16 protein-coding genes are annotated in these 18935 nt (G+C 65.1%); 12 read left to right on the forward strand and 4 right to left on the reverse strand.

Annotated elements, in window-relative coordinates:
• Window positions 1–283: 283 nt before the first annotated feature.
• Window positions 284–1351: an LLM class flavin-dependent oxidoreductase gene (locus EDF56_RS06390; protein ID WP_243652427.1), complete on the reverse strand. Its 1068-nt coding sequence runs from the start codon at window positions 1349–1351 to the stop codon at window positions 284–286.
• Window positions 1348–2181: an aldo/keto reductase gene (locus EDF56_RS06395; protein ID WP_243652428.1), complete on the reverse strand. Its 834-nt coding sequence runs from the start codon at window positions 2179–2181 to the stop codon at window positions 1348–1350. Before EDF56_RS06395 ends, EDF56_RS06390 begins: the two co-directional genes overlap by 4 nt.
• Window positions 2182–2287: 106 nt before the next feature.
• On the opposite strand from EDF56_RS06395, the gene EDF56_RS06400 reads away from it, so the two are divergent.
• The gene (locus EDF56_RS06400; protein ID WP_207904639.1) at window positions 2288–3379 is read left to right on the forward strand and encodes a Gfo/Idh/MocA family oxidoreductase; all 1092 of its coding nucleotides are present in this window, start codon (window positions 2288–2290) and stop codon (window positions 3377–3379) included.
• 72 nt (window positions 3380–3451) lie between these two features.
• On the opposite strand, the gene EDF56_RS06405 is transcribed toward EDF56_RS06400, so the two are convergent.
• Together EDF56_RS06405 and EDF56_RS06410 are read right to left on the reverse strand one after the other, a co-directional pair.
• On the reverse strand, window positions 3452–4300 hold the full coding sequence (locus EDF56_RS06405) for a fumarylacetoacetate hydrolase family protein (RefSeq protein ID WP_132385927.1): 849 nt from the start codon (window positions 4298–4300) through the stop codon (window positions 3452–3454).
• Window positions 4301–4397: 97 nt separating this feature from the next.
• A complete protein-coding gene (locus EDF56_RS06410) occupies window positions 4398–5600 on the reverse strand; it encodes an amidohydrolase family protein (RefSeq protein ID WP_132385928.1) in 1203 nt (400 codons plus the stop codon).
• Window positions 5601–5739: 139 nt separating this feature from the next.
• On the opposite strand from EDF56_RS06410, the gene EDF56_RS06415 reads away from it, so the two are divergent.
• From EDF56_RS06415 to EDF56_RS06465, 11 genes are all read left to right on the forward strand, one after another.
• Window positions 5740–6621, forward strand: a complete 882-nt coding sequence (locus EDF56_RS06415; RefSeq protein WP_132385929.1) for a LysR family transcriptional regulator — start codon at window positions 5740–5742, stop codon at window positions 6619–6621.
• A gap of 229 nt (window positions 6622–6850) precedes the next feature.
• The gene (locus EDF56_RS06420; protein ID WP_132385930.1) at window positions 6851–7969 is read left to right on the forward strand and encodes an amidohydrolase family protein; all 1119 of its coding nucleotides are present in this window, start codon (window positions 6851–6853) and stop codon (window positions 7967–7969) included.
• The gene (locus tag EDF56_RS06425) at window positions 7969–9672 is read left to right on the forward strand and encodes a class I adenylate-forming enzyme family protein (protein ID WP_207904640.1); all 1704 of its coding nucleotides are present in this window, start codon (window positions 7969–7971) and stop codon (window positions 9670–9672) included. Before EDF56_RS06420 ends, EDF56_RS06425 begins: the two co-directional genes overlap by 1 nt.
• A 57-nt stretch (window positions 9673–9729) precedes the next feature.
• Window positions 9730–12093 carry a TonB-dependent receptor gene (locus tag EDF56_RS06430; RefSeq protein WP_165912105.1) on the forward strand — a complete coding sequence of 788 codons (2364 nt, stop codon included), beginning with the start codon at window positions 9730–9732 and terminating at the stop codon, window positions 12091–12093.
• Window positions 12094–12154: 61 nt separating this feature from the next.
• The gene (locus EDF56_RS06435) at window positions 12155–13426 is read left to right on the forward strand and encodes an MFS transporter (protein WP_165912106.1); all 1272 of its coding nucleotides are present in this window, start codon (window positions 12155–12157) and stop codon (window positions 13424–13426) included.
• Window positions 13426–14604: a thiolase gene (locus EDF56_RS06440; protein WP_132385934.1), complete on the forward strand. Its 1179-nt coding sequence runs from the start codon at window positions 13426–13428 to the stop codon at window positions 14602–14604. The genes EDF56_RS06435 and EDF56_RS06440 overlap by 1 nt, the downstream gene beginning before the upstream one ends.
• Window positions 14601–15032 (forward strand): OB-fold domain-containing protein, encoded by a 432-nt coding sequence (locus EDF56_RS06445; protein WP_132385935.1) that lies wholly within the window; start codon window positions 14601–14603, stop codon window positions 15030–15032. The genes EDF56_RS06440 and EDF56_RS06445 overlap by 4 nt, the downstream gene beginning before the upstream one ends.
• Entirely contained in the window at window positions 15029–15463 is a 435-nt protein-coding gene (locus EDF56_RS06450; protein WP_132385936.1) for an OB-fold domain-containing protein, read from the forward strand. Before EDF56_RS06445 ends, EDF56_RS06450 begins: the two co-directional genes overlap by 4 nt.
• Before the next feature lie 9 nt (window positions 15464–15472).
• Window positions 15473–16672, forward strand: a complete 1200-nt coding sequence (locus EDF56_RS06455) for a thiolase family protein (protein ID WP_132385937.1) — start codon at window positions 15473–15475, stop codon at window positions 16670–16672.
• 139 nt (window positions 16673–16811) lie between these two features.
• Window positions 16812–17393 carry an isochorismatase family cysteine hydrolase gene (locus tag EDF56_RS06460; protein WP_132385938.1) on the forward strand — a complete coding sequence of 194 codons (582 nt, stop codon included), beginning with the start codon at window positions 16812–16814 and terminating at the stop codon, window positions 17391–17393.
• 252 nt (window positions 17394–17645) lie between these two features.
• Window positions 17646–18854 carry a MaoC family dehydratase N-terminal domain-containing protein gene (locus EDF56_RS06465; protein WP_132385939.1) on the forward strand — a complete coding sequence of 403 codons (1209 nt, stop codon included), beginning with the start codon at window positions 17646–17648 and terminating at the stop codon, window positions 18852–18854.
• Window positions 18855–18935: the final 81 nt, after the last annotated feature.

Raw genomic sequence — 18935 nt, forward strand, 5'->3', positions numbered from 1 at the left:
GGCGAGCGTGGAGCAAAGGCAGCGGGGCCCCCGCCTTCGCGGGGGCGACGGTATTGTTGAGGCCACGATGGCCTAAGGAATTCGTACGCGTTTACTCGCGCCGGTCCACTTGCGGGACGCCCCAAAATCCTCCCCTGCAAGGGGAGGGGGACCGCCCGAAGGGTGGTGGAGGGGTGTCGGGCTCTCGGCGTGGCGCCACGGCCCGAGCCCGTTTCACCCCTCCGTCAGCGGCTTCGCCGCTGCCACCTCCCCTTGCAGGGGAGGAACCGGGAAGCGCTGGAAATCAGAACATCAAGGGGCCGTGATCGATCCTAGGCAGCACGTGCCGGGCGAACAGATCCGCCTCCGCCGCATGCGGATAGCCGGAGAGGATGAAGGCATCGATCCCGGCCTCGCGATAGGCCTGAAGCTTCGCCAGCACCTGATCCGGATCGCCAACGATGGCGGCGCCGCAGCCCGAGCGGGCGCGGCCGATGCCGGTCCACAGGTTGTCCTCGGCGTAGCCGTCATCGCTCGCGGTTTCGCGCAGAGCCGCCTGCGCCTGCACGCCGACCGACTGGGAGTCGAGCGAACGCGCGCGGATCGCCGCACCCTCGGCCGCGTCGAGGCGCGAGAGCAGGCGGTTGGCGGCAAGGCGTGCGTCCGCTTCGGTCTCGCGCACGATCACGTGGACGCGGTAGCCGAAGCGCAAGGTGCGGCTATATTTCGCCGCGCGAGCACGCATGTCGGCGATGGTTTCCTTCACCGCCTCCATGCGATCCGGCCACATGAGGTAGACGTCGCAGCCCTTGGCGGCGACTTCGCGGGCAGGTTCCGACAGGCCGCCGAAGTAGAGCGCCGGACACTTCGAACCCGGCGCGATCATGCGCGGGGCGTCGAGCTTCAGGTTCCAGAACCGGCCCTGATGATCGAGCGGCTGGCCCGAGAGCAGGGTGCGCAGGATCTCGATGGCCTCGGTGGTGCGCTCATAGCGCGCGCCGCCGTCGAGCGTTTCGCCCGGCATTTCGCTGGAAATGATGTTGATGTTCAGCCTGCCGCCCAAGATCTGGTCAATCGTGGCGATCTGGCGGGCAAGCTGGGCAGGCCACATCTCGCCGATGCGCACGGCCATCAGCAGCTTGATGCGGCGGACTTGCGTGGCGATGGCGGCGGCAAAGGCAGTAGTGTCGATGCCGAGCGCATAGCCGGAAGGCAGCAGCACATTGTCGAAACCGCCCTCCTCGGCGGCGGTCACGATATTGCGGCAGTGCTCCCAGCTGGAGCGCAGCATCGGGTCCGGCTGGCCGAGGAACTCGTAGTCATCGTCGCAGAGCGCCGAGAACCAGCTGATCTCGCAGGGATCCAAACTCACGGCAGGCGTGCTCCCATCGAGGCTTCCAGCACCGCATACCATTCGGGCGCGGTCCATTCGACCTTGAGCGCATCGCGCGAGGCGAGGATGCGTTCCGGGTTCTGCGAGCCGACGATGGGGATCGCGCGCGAGGGATGCGCCATGACCCACGAGAGCGCGGCAGCGGCGGCATCGGTGCCGAAGCGCTCGCCCTGCGCGGCCAACAGTTTCGCGACCGGCTCTTCCGAACCCGATGCAAGGCGGCCGCCACCGAGCGGCGACCATGCCAGCACCGCCACGTCGCGGGCCATCGCCTGATCCAGCGTGCCGTCATAGAGCGGCGCATAACGCGCGGCCGAGAATTCCGGCTGGGTGGAGACGATGGGGAAGGGCAGGAAGGCTTGCAGCGCCTCGAACTCGGCGGGGCTGTAGTTGGACACGCCGATGGACTTGACCTTGCCGCTCTCGACCATGGCGGAGAGGGCTGCGGCCACGTCACGCGGGTGGGCCAGGAAGTCGCGGCGGTGGATCTGGTAGAGTTCGACCGACGGCAGGCCGAGGCGTTCCAGTGAGGCTTCGAGCGCCTTGTTCAGATATTCCGGGCTCGAATCGTAGGGCACGCCCAGCACGATGCCGCCCTTGGTGGCGATCACCATGCGCGCGCGCAGGTCAGGCCGGGCGGCGAGCGCCTTGCCCAGCAGCAACTCCGCACCGCCGAAGCCGAGCGCTGCGTCGCAGCCGTAGATATCTGCGGTGTCGAACAGGGTGATGCCCGCTTCGAGAGCGGCTTCGATACGCGCGACAATGGCGCCGATATCGTCATTGCCATCGGCTCGGGCGAGCCGCCACATGCCCCAGGCAATCGGAAAAACGGAAATTCCACTCTTGCCGAGCGGGACGGATTGGGTCGATAGGGGGAGGGTCATATTCTCAACCGATATAATAGAGATTGCCGAAATGAAAGACGCTTTGCGGTACGGGATCGTCGGTACCGGCATGATGGGTGTGGAACACATCCACAACCTTAAAATCCTTGAAGGCGCCCAAGTCGTTGCAATTGCGGATCCCGAGCCGACCTCGCTGGGCTGGGCCAAGGACGCGCTGGGCGCCGAGGCCGAGGGCGTGGCCGAATATGCCGACAGCGCCAGCATGATTGCCAACGCGGGCCTCGATGCGGTCGTCGTGGTTTCGCCGAATTTCACGCACCGGGCGGTGCTGGAACCGCTGCTGGACAGCGACGTGGCGATCCTCTGCGAAAAGCCGCTCTGCACGACGATGGAAGACGCGCGCTGGGTGGTCGAGCGCGCCGAGGCGCGCAAGGGCGTGTTCTGGACCGGCATGGAATACCGCTTCATGCCGCCCGCCAAGGCCTTCATCGACGAGATCCACGGCGGCAAGGTCGGCCACTTGCAGATGCTCTCGATCCGCGAGCACCGCTTCCCGTTCCTCGTCAAAGTGCGCGACTGGAACCGTTTCTCGGCCAATACCGGCGGTACCATGGTGGAGAAGTGCTGCCACTTCTTCGACCTGATGCGGCTCATCACCCGCTCGGAGCCGGTGCGCGTCTATTGTTCGGGCGCGATGGATGTGAACCACGTCGACGAGCGCTATGACGGCCGCCAGCCCGACATCATCGACAACAGCTTCACCACTGTCGATTTTGCGGATGGCACCCGTGCGTTGCTGGATCTGTGCATGTTTGCCGAAGGCGCCGAGCATCAGGAAGAGATGAGCGCGACCGGCGACAAGGGCCGCCTCGACGTGCTGATCCCGCCAGGTGATCTCGTCTGGTCGCCGCGCGTGCCCTGGCCCGGCCCCAAGGCGGTCGAGCGCTGGCATGTGGCGGTGGACGAGGCGGCGATGGATGCCGGCTCGCATCACGGCGCGACATTCTACCAGCACGAGGCTTTCGCCCGCGCGGTTCGCGGCGAGGGCGAGGTTCAGGTTACCGCGCGCGACGGGTTGATGGCAGTCGCCATCGGCGCGGCGGCGGAACTCAGCGCGCGGGAGAAGCGCGTGGTGGAGATGGCGGAACTGCTCGGCGCCTGACGCGCCCTTTTTCACGAGGCGGGAAGCTATCCTTGTCGAGGGTATGCTTCCCGCTTCCTGAGGCGGCGCCTATTACCCGGCGCGCGCATGCGGAGAGAGCACGATCGGCACCGACATCCGGCCGATCCCGCCGATTTCGATGGTCATCGTTTCTCCCGGCCGGATCGGGCCGACATCGGCGGCGCCCGAAAGCACGATGTCGCCCGGATAGAGCGTCATCGCGGTAGAGGCGAATGCGATCATTTCCGCAGGTGCTCCGGTAAGGTCCGCAAAACTACGCTCTCCGCGCAAGTCGTCGTCCACCCAGAACTTGTAGGACAGCGCCGAGGGATCGGGGATCTCGTCCTTCGTGACCAGCCACGGGCCCAGCGTGCCGTAAGTGTCGAACGATTTGCAGAAGGCCCAGTCCTCGCGCTCGGGCTTGAGCGTGGTGTCGAAGGCGCAGGCATAGCCGGCGACATAGTCGAGCGCTTCGGCCTGCGAGACGTTCGTGCACTTGCGCCCGATGACGATGGCGAGTTCGGGCTCATGCAGGGTGGTGCGGTCCGGCCAGCGGATTTCCACGGGGGTACCGGCGCCCACAATTGCCGTTGCCGACTTGCCCATGAAACCGATCATGCCGAACGGGGCGCCGTGGTGTTTCCAGTTGCCTGCGCCGCACACCACCTTGGAAGGGTTGGCCACCGGCGAGAGCAGGCGCACCGCATCCAGCGCGATGGGCGGCATGGTCTGCGCAAGATCCGCCATGATCGGAAGCAGATGCGGCAACTGGCCGATCAATTGGTCCCCCGGCGGGAATGGCCACCGCAAGGCAGGCAATGCGTCCGTGCTGGCCGTGACATCGTGAACGAAGTTGCCTTCGACAATCCCGAGGCGCTGGATTTCCGGGCTATCGGCCAGTGTGAAGCGACAGATTTTCAAGGCTTTCTCTCCCCGGGCCCCCGCGCCCCGATCTTATTGGAATATAAGTAGCAGGCAGCGAGGAACGTGCCCTTGCTGCCTGCGCTGACCTCCCCGGTCAGACTTCGATCTTGTAGAGCTTCGATGCGTTGAGGCTGAGGACTTTCGACTTCTCCTCAAACGTGAAGCCGTCCAGCCGGTTCTCCAGGTGATCGATGGGATAGAGGCTGGTGGGGTGCGGGAAGTCGGTTTCGAACAGGACGTTGTCCATGCCCACCTTGCGCGCGGTTTCGGCGGCGCTGCGGCCTTCCTCGAACCAGAAGCAGGCGTAGAAGTTGCTCTTGAAGTATTCCGAGGGCTTCTTGTCGAAGCTCTTGGTCTCGGCGATTTCCTGCAACTGGTAGTCCAGCGCTTCCATCAGGAACGGCACCCAGCCGATCCCGCTCTCCACCGAGACGAACTTCAGCTTCCTGAATCGGTCGAGCAGCCCCGAATAGATCAGGTTCGACACCACCTTGCCGTTGTTGAAGAACAGCATCGCGCCGCTGATGCCGGAGCGCAAGTCGCGCGGCAGCGAGGGCCAGCCCTGCTGCCCCATCCAGTCGATCGCGGTTTCCGAGGCGCCGATGTGGAAGTTGATCGGCAGGTCCTTGTCCTCGCACACTTCCCAGAGCGGATACCAGTGTTCATGGCCGAGATCGGGGAGCGGCTTGCCGTCCGCATCCGTGCTGGTGTGCGGGTCCGAATTGATGTTGATCCCGCGCAGGCCCATCGCGATGCAGCGCTCGGTCTCGCGCACGGCCTGCTTCACGTCCCACCAGGGCAACAGCGCCATCGGGAACAGGCGCTGCCCGCTTTCCTCCTGCAATTCCGCCATCGCGTCATTGTAGATCCTGACGCATTCGAGCCGCAGTTCCGGATCGACCTTGGCTGCCGCCTGCCCGCCGAAGCCGAGGATATTGGGATAGACGATCTGCGCGTAGATGCCCGCCTCGTCCATCACCGCCAGACGCTCCTTCACGGAGGAGGATCCGGTGTGCACGTCCTCGAACTGCAATTTCAGGAACGTGTCGAGGTCGCGGACCTTGCCGCCCTGCTTGAGGATCGCGCTGTTGGGATGCGCGCCGGTGCCGATGGACTTGTCCCCATCGATCACCCAGCTGCGCGTGCCGTTCAGCATCTTCACTTGCGGCACCCTGTCGCGCATGGCCGCCGACGCACGCTTTACCCACATGTCGTGCGGTTCGGTAAGGTGGGTGTCGGCATCAATGACCTTGATCGACGAACCGGTCTGCGAGCGCTCCAGCGTGGCGGTGTTCATGGCATCCTCTCTGTTTTGATGCGGCGATGATACGACCGGGAGCACCGCGAAATACCCGCAAAGTCATGAGGGGGCTTTTCGGTTTTTCCGATGACTCCTACGATGTGCCAAAACAGGCCGGGATGAGGCGCTTGCCATCATGAAGATATCCATTCGCCAGCTTCAGGTATTCGACGCGGTGGCCACGCTGGGCAGCGTGACGGCCGCCGCCGCGAAGCTCAATGTCAGCCAGAGCGCGGCCAGCACCGCGATCAGCGATCTTCAGATCGTGCTGGGCCGCCAGTTGTTCGCCCACGCCAAGGGGCGCCCGCTCCAGATCACCGACGAAGGGCGCCGCCTGCATCCGATGGTGCGGTCGGTACTGGGCGAACTGGAAGATATCGAGCGCGACGGGCAGGGGGAACTGAGCGGCCAGCTCGTGATCGGTGCAACCGCCACGATCGCGGAAACCGAACTGCCGCGCCTCTGTGTGGAGTTCATGCGCCGTCATCCCAAAGTCCAGATCCGGGTGGAATCGGAATCGACACTGACTCTGTTCGAACGCCTCGGCCGGTTCGAGATCGAGACCGCGCTGATCGAGAATTTCCCCAATGTGCCGGGTATCGAGCTGACGCGGTGGAAGACGGACGAGCTGGTGCTGGTGGTCAGCGCCGATCACCCGCTCGCCCGGCGCGGGCCATTGCAGATCGCCGACCTGAAGGACGCGCACTGGTGCCTGCGCGAGGCCAACTCGTCGGAGACCGCGCGCCTGCGCTACTACATGCACGAGGAGATTGGCCAGTTGCCGGTCGCCTTCGAATCCACCAGCAATTGGGCCGTGCGCCATGCCGTCATTGCCGGAGGCGGAATCGGCTGCCTGTCACGCGCGCTGGTTCAGTTCGATCTCGACAACGGGCGGCTGGCGCAGCTCGATGTCGCGGGGTTTTCCTATACCCGTGCCTTCAGTCTGGCGCGGCCTTCCTCGATCCGGCGCAGCCGTCTGGTCGCGGCGTTCGACCACTTCCTGTTCGAGCACGAATGAACCCATCGGAAAATTCGATGGGAGATATATGGCAATAGCGAATGTTCCGTGCGCTTCTCCTGACATAGGCTGAGCCCGTTACAACAAGAGGGCAGCGGAGAGCCGCGCCGCGTACGGGAAGGGTGCTTGGGAACAGTTCTGCCGGCAACGGATCGTCGTTGCCGGAGGGCGCCTTGCATTCTCTTCAAATCCGGCGCCGCGCGGGTGCTCCTGCCCCGGAGGAGCAGCCATGACTTTCGTGTTCAGCGCGGACGGGCATATCGTCGAACCCAACGACCTGTTCAGCGAGGGGTTGCCGCCTTCGCTTCGCAAGTTCGGCCTGCATGCGGAAAAGGACGGGGATTTCATCCTGTCGAAGGCGGGAGACAAAGTGCTCCAGCGCGTGCCCATCGAACGCGGGGCGCCGCGCATCGGCCCCGATGGCGAGCCGTTCGGCCGCCCCGACCGGCGGGGAAACCGGGAGATCGAATATCGCCTGAAAGACATGGCGCTGGACGGCGTCGATGCCGAGATCGTGTTTCCCAGCCTGGGGCTGACCGCCTACATGATCGAGAATGCCGAGGCCGAACTGGCCACGGCGCAAGTCTACAACGATTGGCTGCACGGCCTGCTGAAGGACCACACCCGGCATTTCGTGCGATGCGGGATCCTGCCGGTGCGCGATTTCGCGCAGACGGTTGCGGAGATGGAGCGGCTGGCGGCGCTCGGCTTCACATCGGCGATGCTGCCGAGCTTGATCGAGCGCGATTCCGGCCTGCCGGCCTATACCAGAGATGCGTGGGACCCGGTGTTCGACGCGGCCCAGCGGCTGGGCATCGTCTTCGCACTGCACACCGGCACCGGGCGCAACGATGTCCGCAGCTTCCGGGGCGCGGGCGGCGCCGTGATGAACTACATGGTGCAGGCGACCGACGGGATGATCACTATCGGCGCGATGGTCGCCGGCGGCCTGCTTGACCGGTTTCCCGGCGCCAAGGTCTGCGTGATCGAGGGCGGCGCCAGCTGGCTGGCAGCGCTCGCCGAACGGATGGACGAGGTTTACGAGGCGCATGAGACGTTCGTGCGCCCGAAGCTATCGCTGCTGCCGCACGAAATCATCGCGCGGCAGGTGGCCTGTTCGTTTCAGACCGACCGGGCCTGCATCATGTCCCGCTCGGTCACGGGGACATCGGCGCTGCTCTGGGGCGCGGACTATCCGCATCACGAAGGCACGTTCCCGCGTTCACGCGAGGTCATCGCGCATCTGTTTGACGGTATCGACATTTCCGAACGGGAGAAGGCGGATATCGTCGGCGGCAACGCTGCGCGCCTGTTCCGTCTGAACCATCCCGAATTCGCGGTGGCCTGATGCCGGAAGAGACCATGACCGAGGCCCGGCCGATCGCCTGGATTCCCGCCAGCGTGGCTGACCGCGCGGCGCTGGAGGCAGCCCGTTCCCGCACGCTGTGGCAGGCGCTGGTCGATGCCGCCGCGCTCGATCCGGAACGCGATGCCATTGTCGGCGCCGACGATGAGGGCGTCGTCCGGCGACTGACTTATGCCCAGTTGCTCGACCGCGTGCGCCACATGTCGGCAGGCCTCGCCAGCATAGGCGTGGCGCGCGGGGACCGCGTGGTGCTGTGGATGACCAATCGCCTCGAATGGGTCGTCTCGTGCTTTGCGGCGGTCCGGCTCGGCGCGGCGGTGGTTCCGATCAACACGTTCCTCAAGCCGCCCGAAGTGAAGTACTGCATCGCCCAGTCCGGCGCGCGGCACCTCATCATGCTCGACCGCTTCCGCAAGCTCGACATGCCGGACATGCTGGCGCAGATCTGCCCGGAGTTCGGTGAGGCGACGGCGCCGGGTGCCTTGTGCTCGCGGGACTTGCCCGATCTGCGCAACGTGGTGGTCTACAGCCGCTCCGGGTCTTCGCATCCGGGCGCCTACGACTGGTCTGCGCTTCAGGATACGGCCCCCGAAACGCGCGAGAAATGGCTGGCGATCGCCGACCGCATGGCGCTCGCGGCCACGCCCGAAGACCTCATCATGGTCAAGTACACCTCGGGCAGCACCGGCTTTCCGAAGGGCGTGATGCTCCAGCAGGGCGGCTTCGTGGCGAACGGCATCCTGCATGCGCGGCGCACGGGCATGGGGCAGGGCGATACCTATTTCTCGATGATGCCGCTGTTCCACGCGGGGGGCAGCATCTACGGGCTGATGAGCATGCTGCCGCAGGGCGGTACACTGGTGTTCACCGAGGCTTTCGATGTCGATCTGGCGATCCGCCTGATCCAGCAGGAGCGCGCCACCGTGTTCATTGGCGTGCTGGGCAAGGAAGCCGTGATGGAGGCGCATGCCCGCGGCATCGTGCTGGACAGCCTGCGGCTGGCCCACGTGCACAACGAGGCGGCACGCACGGTGCTTCCGAACGTGGAATTCGCGTTCTCCCCCTTCGGCCTGACCGAGACTTACGGCCCCTGCGCAATCACCGGACCGACCGATCCGCGGGACAAGCACGCCACCGGCGGTCGGCCGCTGCCAGGCAATGAGGTGCGCGTGATCGACCCGCGAACCGGGCTCGACGTCGCGCCCGGTCAGATCGGCGAGGCGTGGGTGCGGGGCAACACCATGATCGGCTACTGGAACAAGCCGGAGGAGACGGCACGGGCACTGGATGCCGAGGGTTGGGTGCACAGCGAGGACCTTGTCTCGGTCGATGAAGAGGGCTTCGTCACCTATCGCGGCCGGATCAAGCTGATGGCCAAGGTCGGCGGCGAAAACGTCAGTCTTGAAGAAGTCGAGCGGACCGTCTGCGAGCACGAGGCCGTCGAACACTGCGCCGCCGTGTGCGTCGAGGACGCGCGCAAGGTGGAAGCGGTGCGGATCTACATCGTCTGTAGGATGGACCGCCCGCTCAGTGGGGAGGACCTGCTGTCATGGCTGAAACCCCGGCTCGCGCACTTCAAGCTGCCGCGTGATGTGGTCTTCGTGGGCGACTTGCCGAGACTGGGCAGCGGCAAGCTCGATCGTATCGCTCTGGCAGCGTGGGCGCAGGAGAAAACACCGGCATAACACCCTGATTTCACGCCATTCCAATTCAAAAAAAACGACATGCCTGGGGAGGACATAATGAGGGGAATTGGTACGCTGCTGCTCGCGGGTGTCAGCTTTATGGGTCTTGTCGATCCCGCCTTGGCGCAGGAAACGGCGGAGAATTCGTCGTCGCAGTCCGCCATCGGCGTGGGCGAGATCATCGTCACGGCCCGCCGCCGCGAGGAGACGTTGCAGGACGTTCCGCTCACGGTTCAGGCCGTGACCGGGGCGGAAATCAGCAAGCTGAATGTCCGCGAGTTCAAGGAAATCCAGAGCCTCGTCCCGGGCCTGACCCTGGCGCAGGACCCGAACGGCATTGCCACGCGGGCAACGCTGCGTGGCATCGCCTACGACGTGAACGCCAGCGGCAACAACGGCACTATCGAATTCTACCTCAACGATGCGCCCACTTCGGCGCCGATCCTGTTCCAGTCGATGTTCGACATCGGCCAGATCGAGGTCCTGCGCGGGCCGCAGGGGACCTTGCGCGGGCGGGCGTCCCCCTCGGGATCGATCACCGTCACCACGCGCCGCCCTGACCTCAGCGAGGTGGGCGGCAGCGTCTCGGGCACGGTGAACACCTGGGGCGATGTGAACGGGCAGGCCGCGCTCAATATCCCGCTCATCAACGACAGGCTGGGCATCCGCCTTGCCGGTATCCTTGACGAAGGGGATGATAACCGCATCTCCAGCATCAACAATTCCACCGATCCTTCGCGCCGCACGGAAGGCGGCCGCGTGTCGCTGCGGGCGGTGCCGTTCGATGCCCTGACGCTCGACGGGTCCTACACCACGACCTTGCGCAAGGCGGTGACTTTCGTGCAGGCGGAATCGCTAGACTACGCGGACCCGACGGCGCCGCCGTCCCCGATCCCCATCGCGCCCGGGGATCGCCTCTCGGTGATGTACGCGCCTTATACCTACCGGCAGGCCTTCACGGTCTACAACTGGTCCGCGCACTTGCAGGTGTGGGGACAGTCGGTGAACTACGTCGGTTCGCACAACCGGCAGGAGATCCACTCCAGCCAGACCAACGACCTTGGCGCGGCGCTGCCGGCAACGGTGCCGCAATCGTTTCTTGATGCGGCGCAAGTGGCCGATATCACCGCGACGCAGACCAACCACGAATTGCGGCTCTCGTCCGACACCCGCATCGCCGGGATCTTCGATTACGTGGTCGGCGCATTGTGGAACAAGAACGACAATCCCACGCTGCTGGACATCCAGACGCCGGTGTTCGCGGGGAGCGCCGCCAGGCCGCTGCTGCTCAATCACACGTCGGTGCTCCGCACGGGGGGATCGTTCGAGCGGTCGTTCTTCGGCAACCTTACCGCGCATATCGGCGCCTCTACCGAACTTTCCGGCGGCATCCGCCGGATCCGCTATCATTCCACTGGTGGCCTCAGCACCAATGGCGTCGATATCCCCGCCGCCGACGAGGACCGGGTGCTCCACGCGACCATCTATTCCGCCTCGCTCAAGCACAACTTCACGCGAAACCTGATGGCCTATGCCAGCTTCGGCACCTCATGGCGGCCGGGTTCGGCCACCAATCCGGTGCAACTGCGCAACCAGTCCCAGCCCTATGGCCTGCTTGCGAGCCTCTATTACCCGGACCCCGAGAAATCGAAGTCCTACGAACTGGGCATCAAGTCCCTCTGGCTCGACGGCAAGCTGCGGGTGAACCTGACCGGCTATCACCAGACGTTCGACAACTTCGCCTATGCGGCACCGAACATCTTCTACATCTCAGACGTCGGCGGCACGACCGGCGTGCGGTCGATCACCACTCTGACGGTAGGCGTTCCCGCCAAGGTGGACGGCGTCGAGCTGGAAGTGGGCGGAACGCCGGTGCGGGGCTGGGATATCGGCGCGAACCTGAGCTATGCCAACGGCCGGATCACCAACGCCACGATCCCGTGCAACCCTTACGCCGGTATTCCCACGGCGGCCGATATTCTGGCTGCCACGGGCGGCCAGCAAGTGGCCGTCTGCCAAGTCGACAAGTTGCGCTCGGGCACGAACTCGCCGTTCGTCGCCACGCTTCAGTCGAGTTACGAAACCGGGCTGAGCAGCTCCATCGACGGATATCTGCGCGGTCTGGTCACCTTCTACGGCAAGTCGAAGAACGATCCCACCAACCCGATCGACGACATCTCCGCCTATGGGCTCATCAACCTCTTCGCCGGCATCCGTGCGGCGGACGATAGCTGGGACATCGGGATCTATGCCAAGAACATGCTCGATACCGACCGCGTCCTGTCGCGCACGGCGACGGCGCCCGTCAGCGGCGCTTCGGTGGTGGGCGGAGTGGCGCCGGCAAGCGCCTATCGGAACATCAGCATGACCGCAGAGCGCGAAGTGGGCATTACTGCTCGCTTTGCGATCGGAAGTCGTTGAGTTCTTGTCACCCTGTCGGCTGCGGCGGCCGACAGGGGATATCGGCCGAAGGATGCACGCGATGACCTACCTCGGTGAACTCAGGAGCAATGCCCGCACCCTGTTCGCGGCAAGCCTCGGCACCGGGGCCGGGTTGATGCTGATGAGCTATACGACCACGATTTTCGGGCCCTATCTCGTCAAGGAATTCGCCTGGTCGCGCGCGCAATTCGCGCTGATTGGCCTGTCGATGCTGACCACGCTGATCGCCCTGCCGTTCGTGGGGCGCTTCGCGGACCGTTTCGGCGTTCGGCGCGTGGCATTGGTGGGCGCGTTCGGCATTCCGGCCTGCCTTGTCGCCTATAGCCTGATGAACGGCGTGTTTCTGGTCTATTTCGCGATTTCCTGCTCGATCCTGATGCTGGGCAGCTTCACCAGTCCGGTGGTCTATACGCGGCTGATCGCGGCCAATTTCACGCGGGCGCGGGGGCTTGCCCTGACGATCGTGACGATTGCCCCGGCTATCCTGGGCGCCGCCGCCGCGCCCCTGCTGACGACGGCGATCGACGCATGGGGCTGGCGCGTGGGGTATCGTCTGCTGGCGGCCGGCGTATTCGCGTGCAGCCTTCTCGCCATCGCGCTGATCCCGGCGGAGCAGGGGGCGGGAATGACCCCGACTTCCGTCCATGTCCAGACGCCGGCGCCGCGTGGCGATTATCGGCTGATCCTGTCGAGCAGCACGTTCTGGGTGATCTTCGCGGCCATGTTCCTCTGCACATTGCAGACCCCGCTTCATTCCTCGCAGATGGGGATGATGTTGCATGACAATCACCTTGGCAGTGGGTCGGTCGCGGCGATGATCTCGGTCTACGGGCTGGGCACCGTGGTCGGACGGATCGCCTGCGGGCTGGCGCTGGACCGGTTTCCGGCGCCTTACGTGGCGGCCGTCTCGATGATCGTGCCGTCGATCGGTTACGCGCTGCTGGCCAGCCCGCTTGACCAGACCGTGGTGATCGGGATGTCCATGGCCATGATCGGCATCGCCGTCGGCGCAGAGGGAGATCTGCAGTCGTTTCTGGTGGCGCGCCATTTCGGCCTGCGCATCTTCAGCTCGACGCTCAGCTGCGTCTATGTCGGCGTTTTCGCCGCCTCGGCGCTGGGCGCGCTGGCGCTCAGCATTTCGCTGCGGCTGAGCAATACCTTCGCGCCGTTCCTGGGGCTGATGGCGGTGGCGGTCTTCGCGGGCAGCCTGCTGTTCCTCCTGCTGCCGAACAAGGGCCCGGCCTTGCGCATTGGCGATGAGGGCGACTTGCCGGACGGATTGCCCGCCAAACTCGCCGCGGAGGCCGGGTGATGGCGCGCAAACCCACAGCGGGCCCCACGGCGGCAATCGTCGGCAGCGGCGCGACGCCCTATTACTTTCGCGGAGAAAGCGCGCCGCAGACCCTGATCGAACTGATCGACAAGGCCGTCCTTGCCGCGCTGGCCGATGCCGGGCTCGGGATCGAGGACGTGGACGGCCTAGCCTTCTTCGCCTTCGGCTTCGACACCGGCATGATTATCGAGCAGCTCGGGCTCAGGAACGTCACGTTCGCGCACTGCGTCTCGGCGTTCGGCGGCGGTATGGCGGGCATGCTCGATCTGGCCGAGATGGCGGTCGAGACCGGTCGCGCCCGGACGGTGGTGTGCATCGGCGCGACCCAGCAGATCGGGCGCCGCGTCGGGCAGGCACTGGGCAACTTCGCGGCCAGCCCGGACAATGTGTTCCATCGGCTTGCCGGGCTTCAGGGGCCGGGTCAGGCGCTGGCGCTACAGGCACGGCGTCATTGCCACGAATTCGGCACCCGGCGCGAGGCCTTTGCCGAAGTGGTCATGGCATCGCGCGCCGCCGCCGCCACGCGCGAGACCGCGTTTCGCCGCAAACCGGTCACGCTCGATGAATACATGGCCGCGCCGATGCTGGCCGATCCGATGTGCAAGTTCGATTTCTGCCTCGAAACCGACGGCGCGCTGGCCTTCGTGGTGACAAGCGCCGAACGCGCGCGGGACCTGCCGCACAAGCCCGTCTACATTGCCGGCGCCGCGCAGCACGGCAGCCGTGACTGGGGCCGCGCGTTCTTCTGGCTTGGCCAGACCGCCGAGGCGTTCGTCTCGGCGGGCGGCATGGATGTCTCGCGGCGGCTTTACGAACGTACCGGCATGGGCGCGGACGATATCGATGTCGCGTGCCTTTACGATCACTTCTCGCCCCTGGTCGTCATGCAACTGGAAGACTTCGGTTTTTGCGCGCGCGGCGAAGGCGGCCCGTTCGTGGAGAGCGGGGCCATCCGGCTTGGCGGCAGGATCCCGGTCAATCCGCATGGCGGGCATTTGTCCGAGGCCTATGTCGTGGGGATGACTCACATTCGCGAGGCAGTGGAGCAATTGCGCGGGGTTGCCGTCAATCAGGTCTCCGGGGCCCGAACGGCGCTGGTAACCGGCGGTCCCGCGCCCACTCCGATGACCGCCGCCATCCTGACGAACGCCCTATGACCCGCAGCATCACCCCGGATTTCTCCACTTTCGAAGTGCCCATGGACACATGGAGCGAGCCGTTCTGGCAGGCTGGTGCGCGCGGCGAGACGCATATGCCGCGATGTCTTGCCTGCGGCACGTTCCGCTGGCCGGCGGGGCCGTTCTGTCCCGAGTGTCACACCCAGCCGGTCGAGTGGGTCGCGGCTGGGCAGGCAAGGCTCTATTCGTTCACGATCCTGCCGGTTCGCGGCGCCGAGCCCGACGCGCCGCCGGCATGGCGCATTCCCGCGCTGGTGGAATTCGACGCGGCGCCGGGCGTTCGTCTGGTGTCGGTGCTGGTCGATGCCGATCCGGCGCACGTGGCGATCGGAGACCGCGTCGAGGTGGTCTGGCAGCCGGCCGCCAGTGCCAGTGTGCCGCTATTCCGCCGGGAGGACGCAGAATGAGCGAACCGGACGATGCCGAGGTCTTTGCCCATTATCCCGATGTCCACATCGATCGGGACAATATCGCCCATTACCGGGGGCTGATGGGCGGACGGCTGCTCATCAACCGGTGCTCGGACTGTGGCCACTGGATCTATCCGCACCGCCCCCTATGCCCGGCTTGTCTTTCGTGGAACGTGGTGCCGACCGAAGTCAGCGGCCGGGGCAGCCTCTATATGTGGACGCTGATCTACCAGTCGCGTGATCCCGACACACCGCTCTACGAGCCGATCCTGACGGCGGCGGTGGAACTGGCCGAGCAGCCGGGGCTCCGCTATCTGTCGCGTGTGGTGGGATGCCCGCCGGAAGCGCTGCGCCACGACATGCCGCTGCGCCTGACATGGATCGAGGAAGCCGGCCGAAACTGGCCCGCGTTCGAACCGGCTGGTTGAGGGGATACCATGGCACGCAATCCTCTTCGCGATCGGGTCGCGATAGTCGGCATCGGCTCCAGCCCTTACGGGCGCGACTTACAGCGTTCGGAGCTTTCGCTGGGGCTTGAAGCGGCGGTCAATGCCATCGCCGACGCGGGCATAGACCGCCAGGAGATCGACGGCATCTGCGGTTCCGGCATGACCTCGCTGGCGATGGGAAATGCCGGATTCCTGAGCCTTCAGGGCGCGTTGGGAATTGAGCGCTGCACATGGGGCAAGAACGGCTGGCTCGGCTCGGCACTGGTCTACACAGTGGAGGCGGTGTTCTCGGGCCTGTGCGACATGGCCCTTTTGGTGCAGGCCAATGTGCGTTCGCCCGGCATGTCCCGCGCGGCGGCCCGCGACCCGTTCCGCGCCCGCGCGGCGCAGTTTGCGGGCATCGGCGGCGATGTGGGGCTGGGGGATTTCGCCAAGCGCTGGATCCACTCGGGCGAACCCTATGCCGCGATCATGCGGCGCTATTGCCACGATTTCGGCGTCAACAAGGACGCTTTCGCCATGCTCGCGGTGAACACCCGCAGCTATGGTGCGCTCAATCCCGAGGCGGTGTTTCAGTCGCCGCTCTCGCTGGAGGATTATCACGCCTCGCGCATGGTCTGGGACCCGATGCAGGTGGCCGACATGGACGTGCCGTGCGACTGCGCCGAGGCGCTTGTCATCACCACGGCCGAGCGTGCGCGCGACCTTAATGTGAAGCCGGTTTTCGTGCATGCCATGGCCCTGGGCGGCACGCGCATCGGCGAATATTACGAGAATTTCGCGGGCTGGCGGGACAATTCGTTCCAGGTTTCGATGTCCGGCCTGTGGGACCGCAGCGAACTGCGGCTGCCGGATATCGACCTGTTCTATCCCTATGACGGCTACACGATGGACGCCATCGCCATCACCGAAGCGGCCGGTTACTGCGGCATCGGCGAGGCGACCGACTATTTCCGCACATCGTGGGACAGTTCCCGCAATATCCTGATGCTCGACGGCCGCGTGCCCGTTCTGACCGATGGCGGCGGGCTTGCACACGGCCGCGCGGGAGGGGCCAATCTCTATGCCGAGGCCGCGCGGCAACTGCGCGGAAATCTGGGCAATCGGCAGGTCCCCGGCGCGCAATCGGCGCTGATCGGCATCGGCAGCTTCTTCCACGATCCGGCGGCGGTAATCCTGCGCGCCTGAGCGCTGGATGGCATATCCGCGATTGACCCGGCTTGGGGCGGCGATCTACCTGACTTTCACGCCATTTGTTGTCGCCATGTTTGGCTGCGGCAAAATAGCGTCATGAAAACAGGTGCTTAAAGGGAAGGCTGGCCTCGCGATGAAGACGACTCTGTTCCTGGTTATGGACATGATGAACGACCTTGTCGCCGAAGACGGCTTCAGCATGCAGACCTATGCCGCCGAAGTGCGCAGGCGCGGTGTGCTGGAGCATACCCGCGCCGCCATCGCTGCGGCCCGCGCGGCAGGGGCTCTGGTCGGTTATGTGCGCGTCGGGTTTTCGCCCGATTACCGTGAGGCGCCCGAAAGCTCGCCTATCTTCTCCGGTGCGCGCAAGAACGGGATTTTTCAGCTCGGCACGCCGGGCACCGAGGTTCACCCCGCAATCGCGCCGCAGTCGGGCGATTTCGACATCGTCAAGCACCGCGTCAGCCCGTTCTACGCCACCGCGCTCGAAGCGATTCTGCGCGCGCACCGTGTCGAGCGGATCGTGATGTGTGGCGTCTCCACCAATGGCGTTGTGCATTCCGGTGCGCGCGAGGCGCATGACCGCGACTACGAAGTGGTCATCCTTGAGGATTGCTGCGCCGGCGTCTCCGCGGACGAGCATATGCATGCTCTCGCCTGCCTTGGCCGCTTTGCGCGGATCGTCGAAAGCGGCGCGTTCGACTGGTCGGAATGACCTGAAAACGCCCGTTTTCGGGGCGTGACCTGAACGACACCTAACGTGACATGGGAGATACCTGCGCGCCCTTTGCGCAGCCTTGACGCGCGCCTGCCGTAAGCGGGCAGTTACCGCCTCCGCGATCAATCGCGATCCGTCCTTCGCCGCCGCTGGACCTCGACCCCACCCGAAAATAATGCATTATCCATCATTGATGCAGATGCGGTGAGGGGAGGCCCCTTGCCCGATGGGAAAAGGGATCTCGAAATCATGGCTACCGTTACCAGCGAGAAGGAAGTCGGCGCCGCGCCCGCCGAAGGGAAGATCACGCCCGAGGCGATCAAGGCGGCCGAGAACATGATCGGCATGCAGCTTCGCCCCGAAGGCCCCTATCTTCAGGACGCGACCGAGGACACGATCCGCAACTTCTGCAACGGCATCGGCGATCTCAATCCGCTCTATCGCGATCTCGAAGTCGGCCGCCTGACGCGTCATGGCTCGATGCTGGCGCATCCGAACTTCCCGATGGCGTTCGGCTGGGTTGGCCGCACGCGCTGGGGCCTGCCCGGCGTCCACGGTTTCTACGCGGGGAACGACTGGGAAATGTTCCGCCACATCCGCCCGGGTGACCGCCTGACCGCCATCGAGCGCGTCGTTGGCGTCGAGGTGAAGGAAAGCCAGTTCTCCGGCACCCTCGTCCTTCAGTATGTCGAGGCGAGCTATTACAACCAGCGCGGCGAACTCGTCGCCCGCGCGCTCGGCACCTGCACTCGCCACGAGCGCAAGGCCGCGCGCGAGGCCGGCAAGTATGCCGACATCAAGACCCACGAATATACGCCCGAAGAATTCGAGCACATCGATCAGGCTATTCTTGACGAAGAGAAGAACATTCGCGGCGGCAACGTGCGCTATTGGGAAGAAGTGCAGGAAGGCGAACAGCTTCCCGAAATCGTGCGCGGTCCGCTCAGCCTGATGGACACCATGGGCTTCCTGGTCGGCTGCGGTCGCGGCCATACCCACGGAGTGATCTTCAAGAACGCGGTGAAGCACCCGGGCCACTTCTTCCGCAACCCCGAAGCGGGCGGCGGCATCGAGTATACCGGCATCGGCCACCACCGCGAATCCACGGCCAAGGAAGTGGGCGTTCCCGGCGTCTACGATTACGGCCCGCAGCGTTCGGCATGGATGGCCAGCCTCATCACCAACTGGATGGGCGATGCCGGCTTCCTGAAGCGCATCAAGACCCGCATGAGCCGCTTCAACACCATGGGCGATTGCACCTGGGCGCGCGGCACCGTGACGCGCAAGTACATCAAGGACGGCCACGCCCTCGTCGATATCGAGATCAAGGGCGAGAACCAGCGCGGCGAACTGACCACGCCGGGTCTGGCGACGGTGGTGCTGCCCTCGCTCGATCCGCAGATCAAGGTGTTCGTGGACGGCTCGGGCCTCGACCTCGAACTGCCGGTGGTACGCTGATGTCTTCCCCGAAACGGGGAGGGGGACCGCCCGCGCAGCGGGTGGTGGGGGGGACTTGCGTCCTGACGCGATCTTGCTTGA

It is taken from the genome of Novosphingobium sp. PhB165 (assembly GCF_004341845.1).
Lineage (GTDB): Bacteria > Pseudomonadota > Alphaproteobacteria > Sphingomonadales > Sphingomonadaceae > Novosphingobium.

What these genes read in the sequence shown, in the direction of transcription:
- EDF56_RS06450 (WP_132385936.1), top strand. Translation starts at nt 15,029, where the DNA reads ATGAGCGAACCGGACGATGCCGAGGTCTTTGCCCATTATCCCGATGTC.
- EDF56_RS06420 (WP_132385930.1), top strand. Translation starts at nt 6,851, where the DNA reads ATGACTTTCGTGTTCAGCGCGGACGGGCATATCGTCGAACCCAACGAC.
- EDF56_RS06415 (WP_132385929.1), top strand. Translation starts at nt 5,740, where the DNA reads ATGAAGATATCCATTCGCCAGCTTCAGGTATTCGACGCGGTGGCCACG.
- EDF56_RS06455 (WP_132385937.1), top strand. Translation starts at nt 15,473, where the DNA reads ATGGCACGCAATCCTCTTCGCGATCGGGTCGCGATAGTCGGCATCGGC.
- EDF56_RS06395 (WP_243652428.1), bottom strand. Translation starts at nt 2,181, where the DNA reads ATGTGGCGGCTCGCCCGAGCCGATGGCAATGACGATATCGGCGCCATT.
- EDF56_RS06410 (WP_132385928.1), bottom strand. Translation starts at nt 5,600, where the DNA reads ATGAACACCGCCACGCTGGAGCGCTCGCAGACCGGTTCGTCGATCAAG.
- EDF56_RS06440 (WP_132385934.1), top strand. Translation starts at nt 13,426, where the DNA reads ATGGCGCGCAAACCCACAGCGGGCCCCACGGCGGCAATCGTCGGCAGC.
- EDF56_RS06435 (WP_165912106.1), top strand. Translation starts at nt 12,155, where the DNA reads ATGACCTACCTCGGTGAACTCAGGAGCAATGCCCGCACCCTGTTCGCG.
- EDF56_RS06465 (WP_132385939.1), top strand. Translation starts at nt 17,646, where the DNA reads ATGGCTACCGTTACCAGCGAGAAGGAAGTCGGCGCCGCGCCCGCCGAA.
- EDF56_RS06445 (WP_132385935.1), top strand. Translation starts at nt 14,601, where the DNA reads ATGACCCGCAGCATCACCCCGGATTTCTCCACTTTCGAAGTGCCCATG.
- EDF56_RS06400 (WP_207904639.1), top strand. Translation starts at nt 2,288, where the DNA reads ATGAAAGACGCTTTGCGGTACGGGATCGTCGGTACCGGCATGATGGGT.
- EDF56_RS06430 (WP_165912105.1), top strand. Translation starts at nt 9,730, where the DNA reads ATGAGGGGAATTGGTACGCTGCTGCTCGCGGGTGTCAGCTTTATGGGT.
- EDF56_RS06425 (WP_207904640.1), top strand. Translation starts at nt 7,969, where the DNA reads ATGCCGGAAGAGACCATGACCGAGGCCCGGCCGATCGCCTGGATTCCC.
- EDF56_RS06460 (WP_132385938.1), top strand. Translation starts at nt 16,812, where the DNA reads ATGAAGACGACTCTGTTCCTGGTTATGGACATGATGAACGACCTTGTC.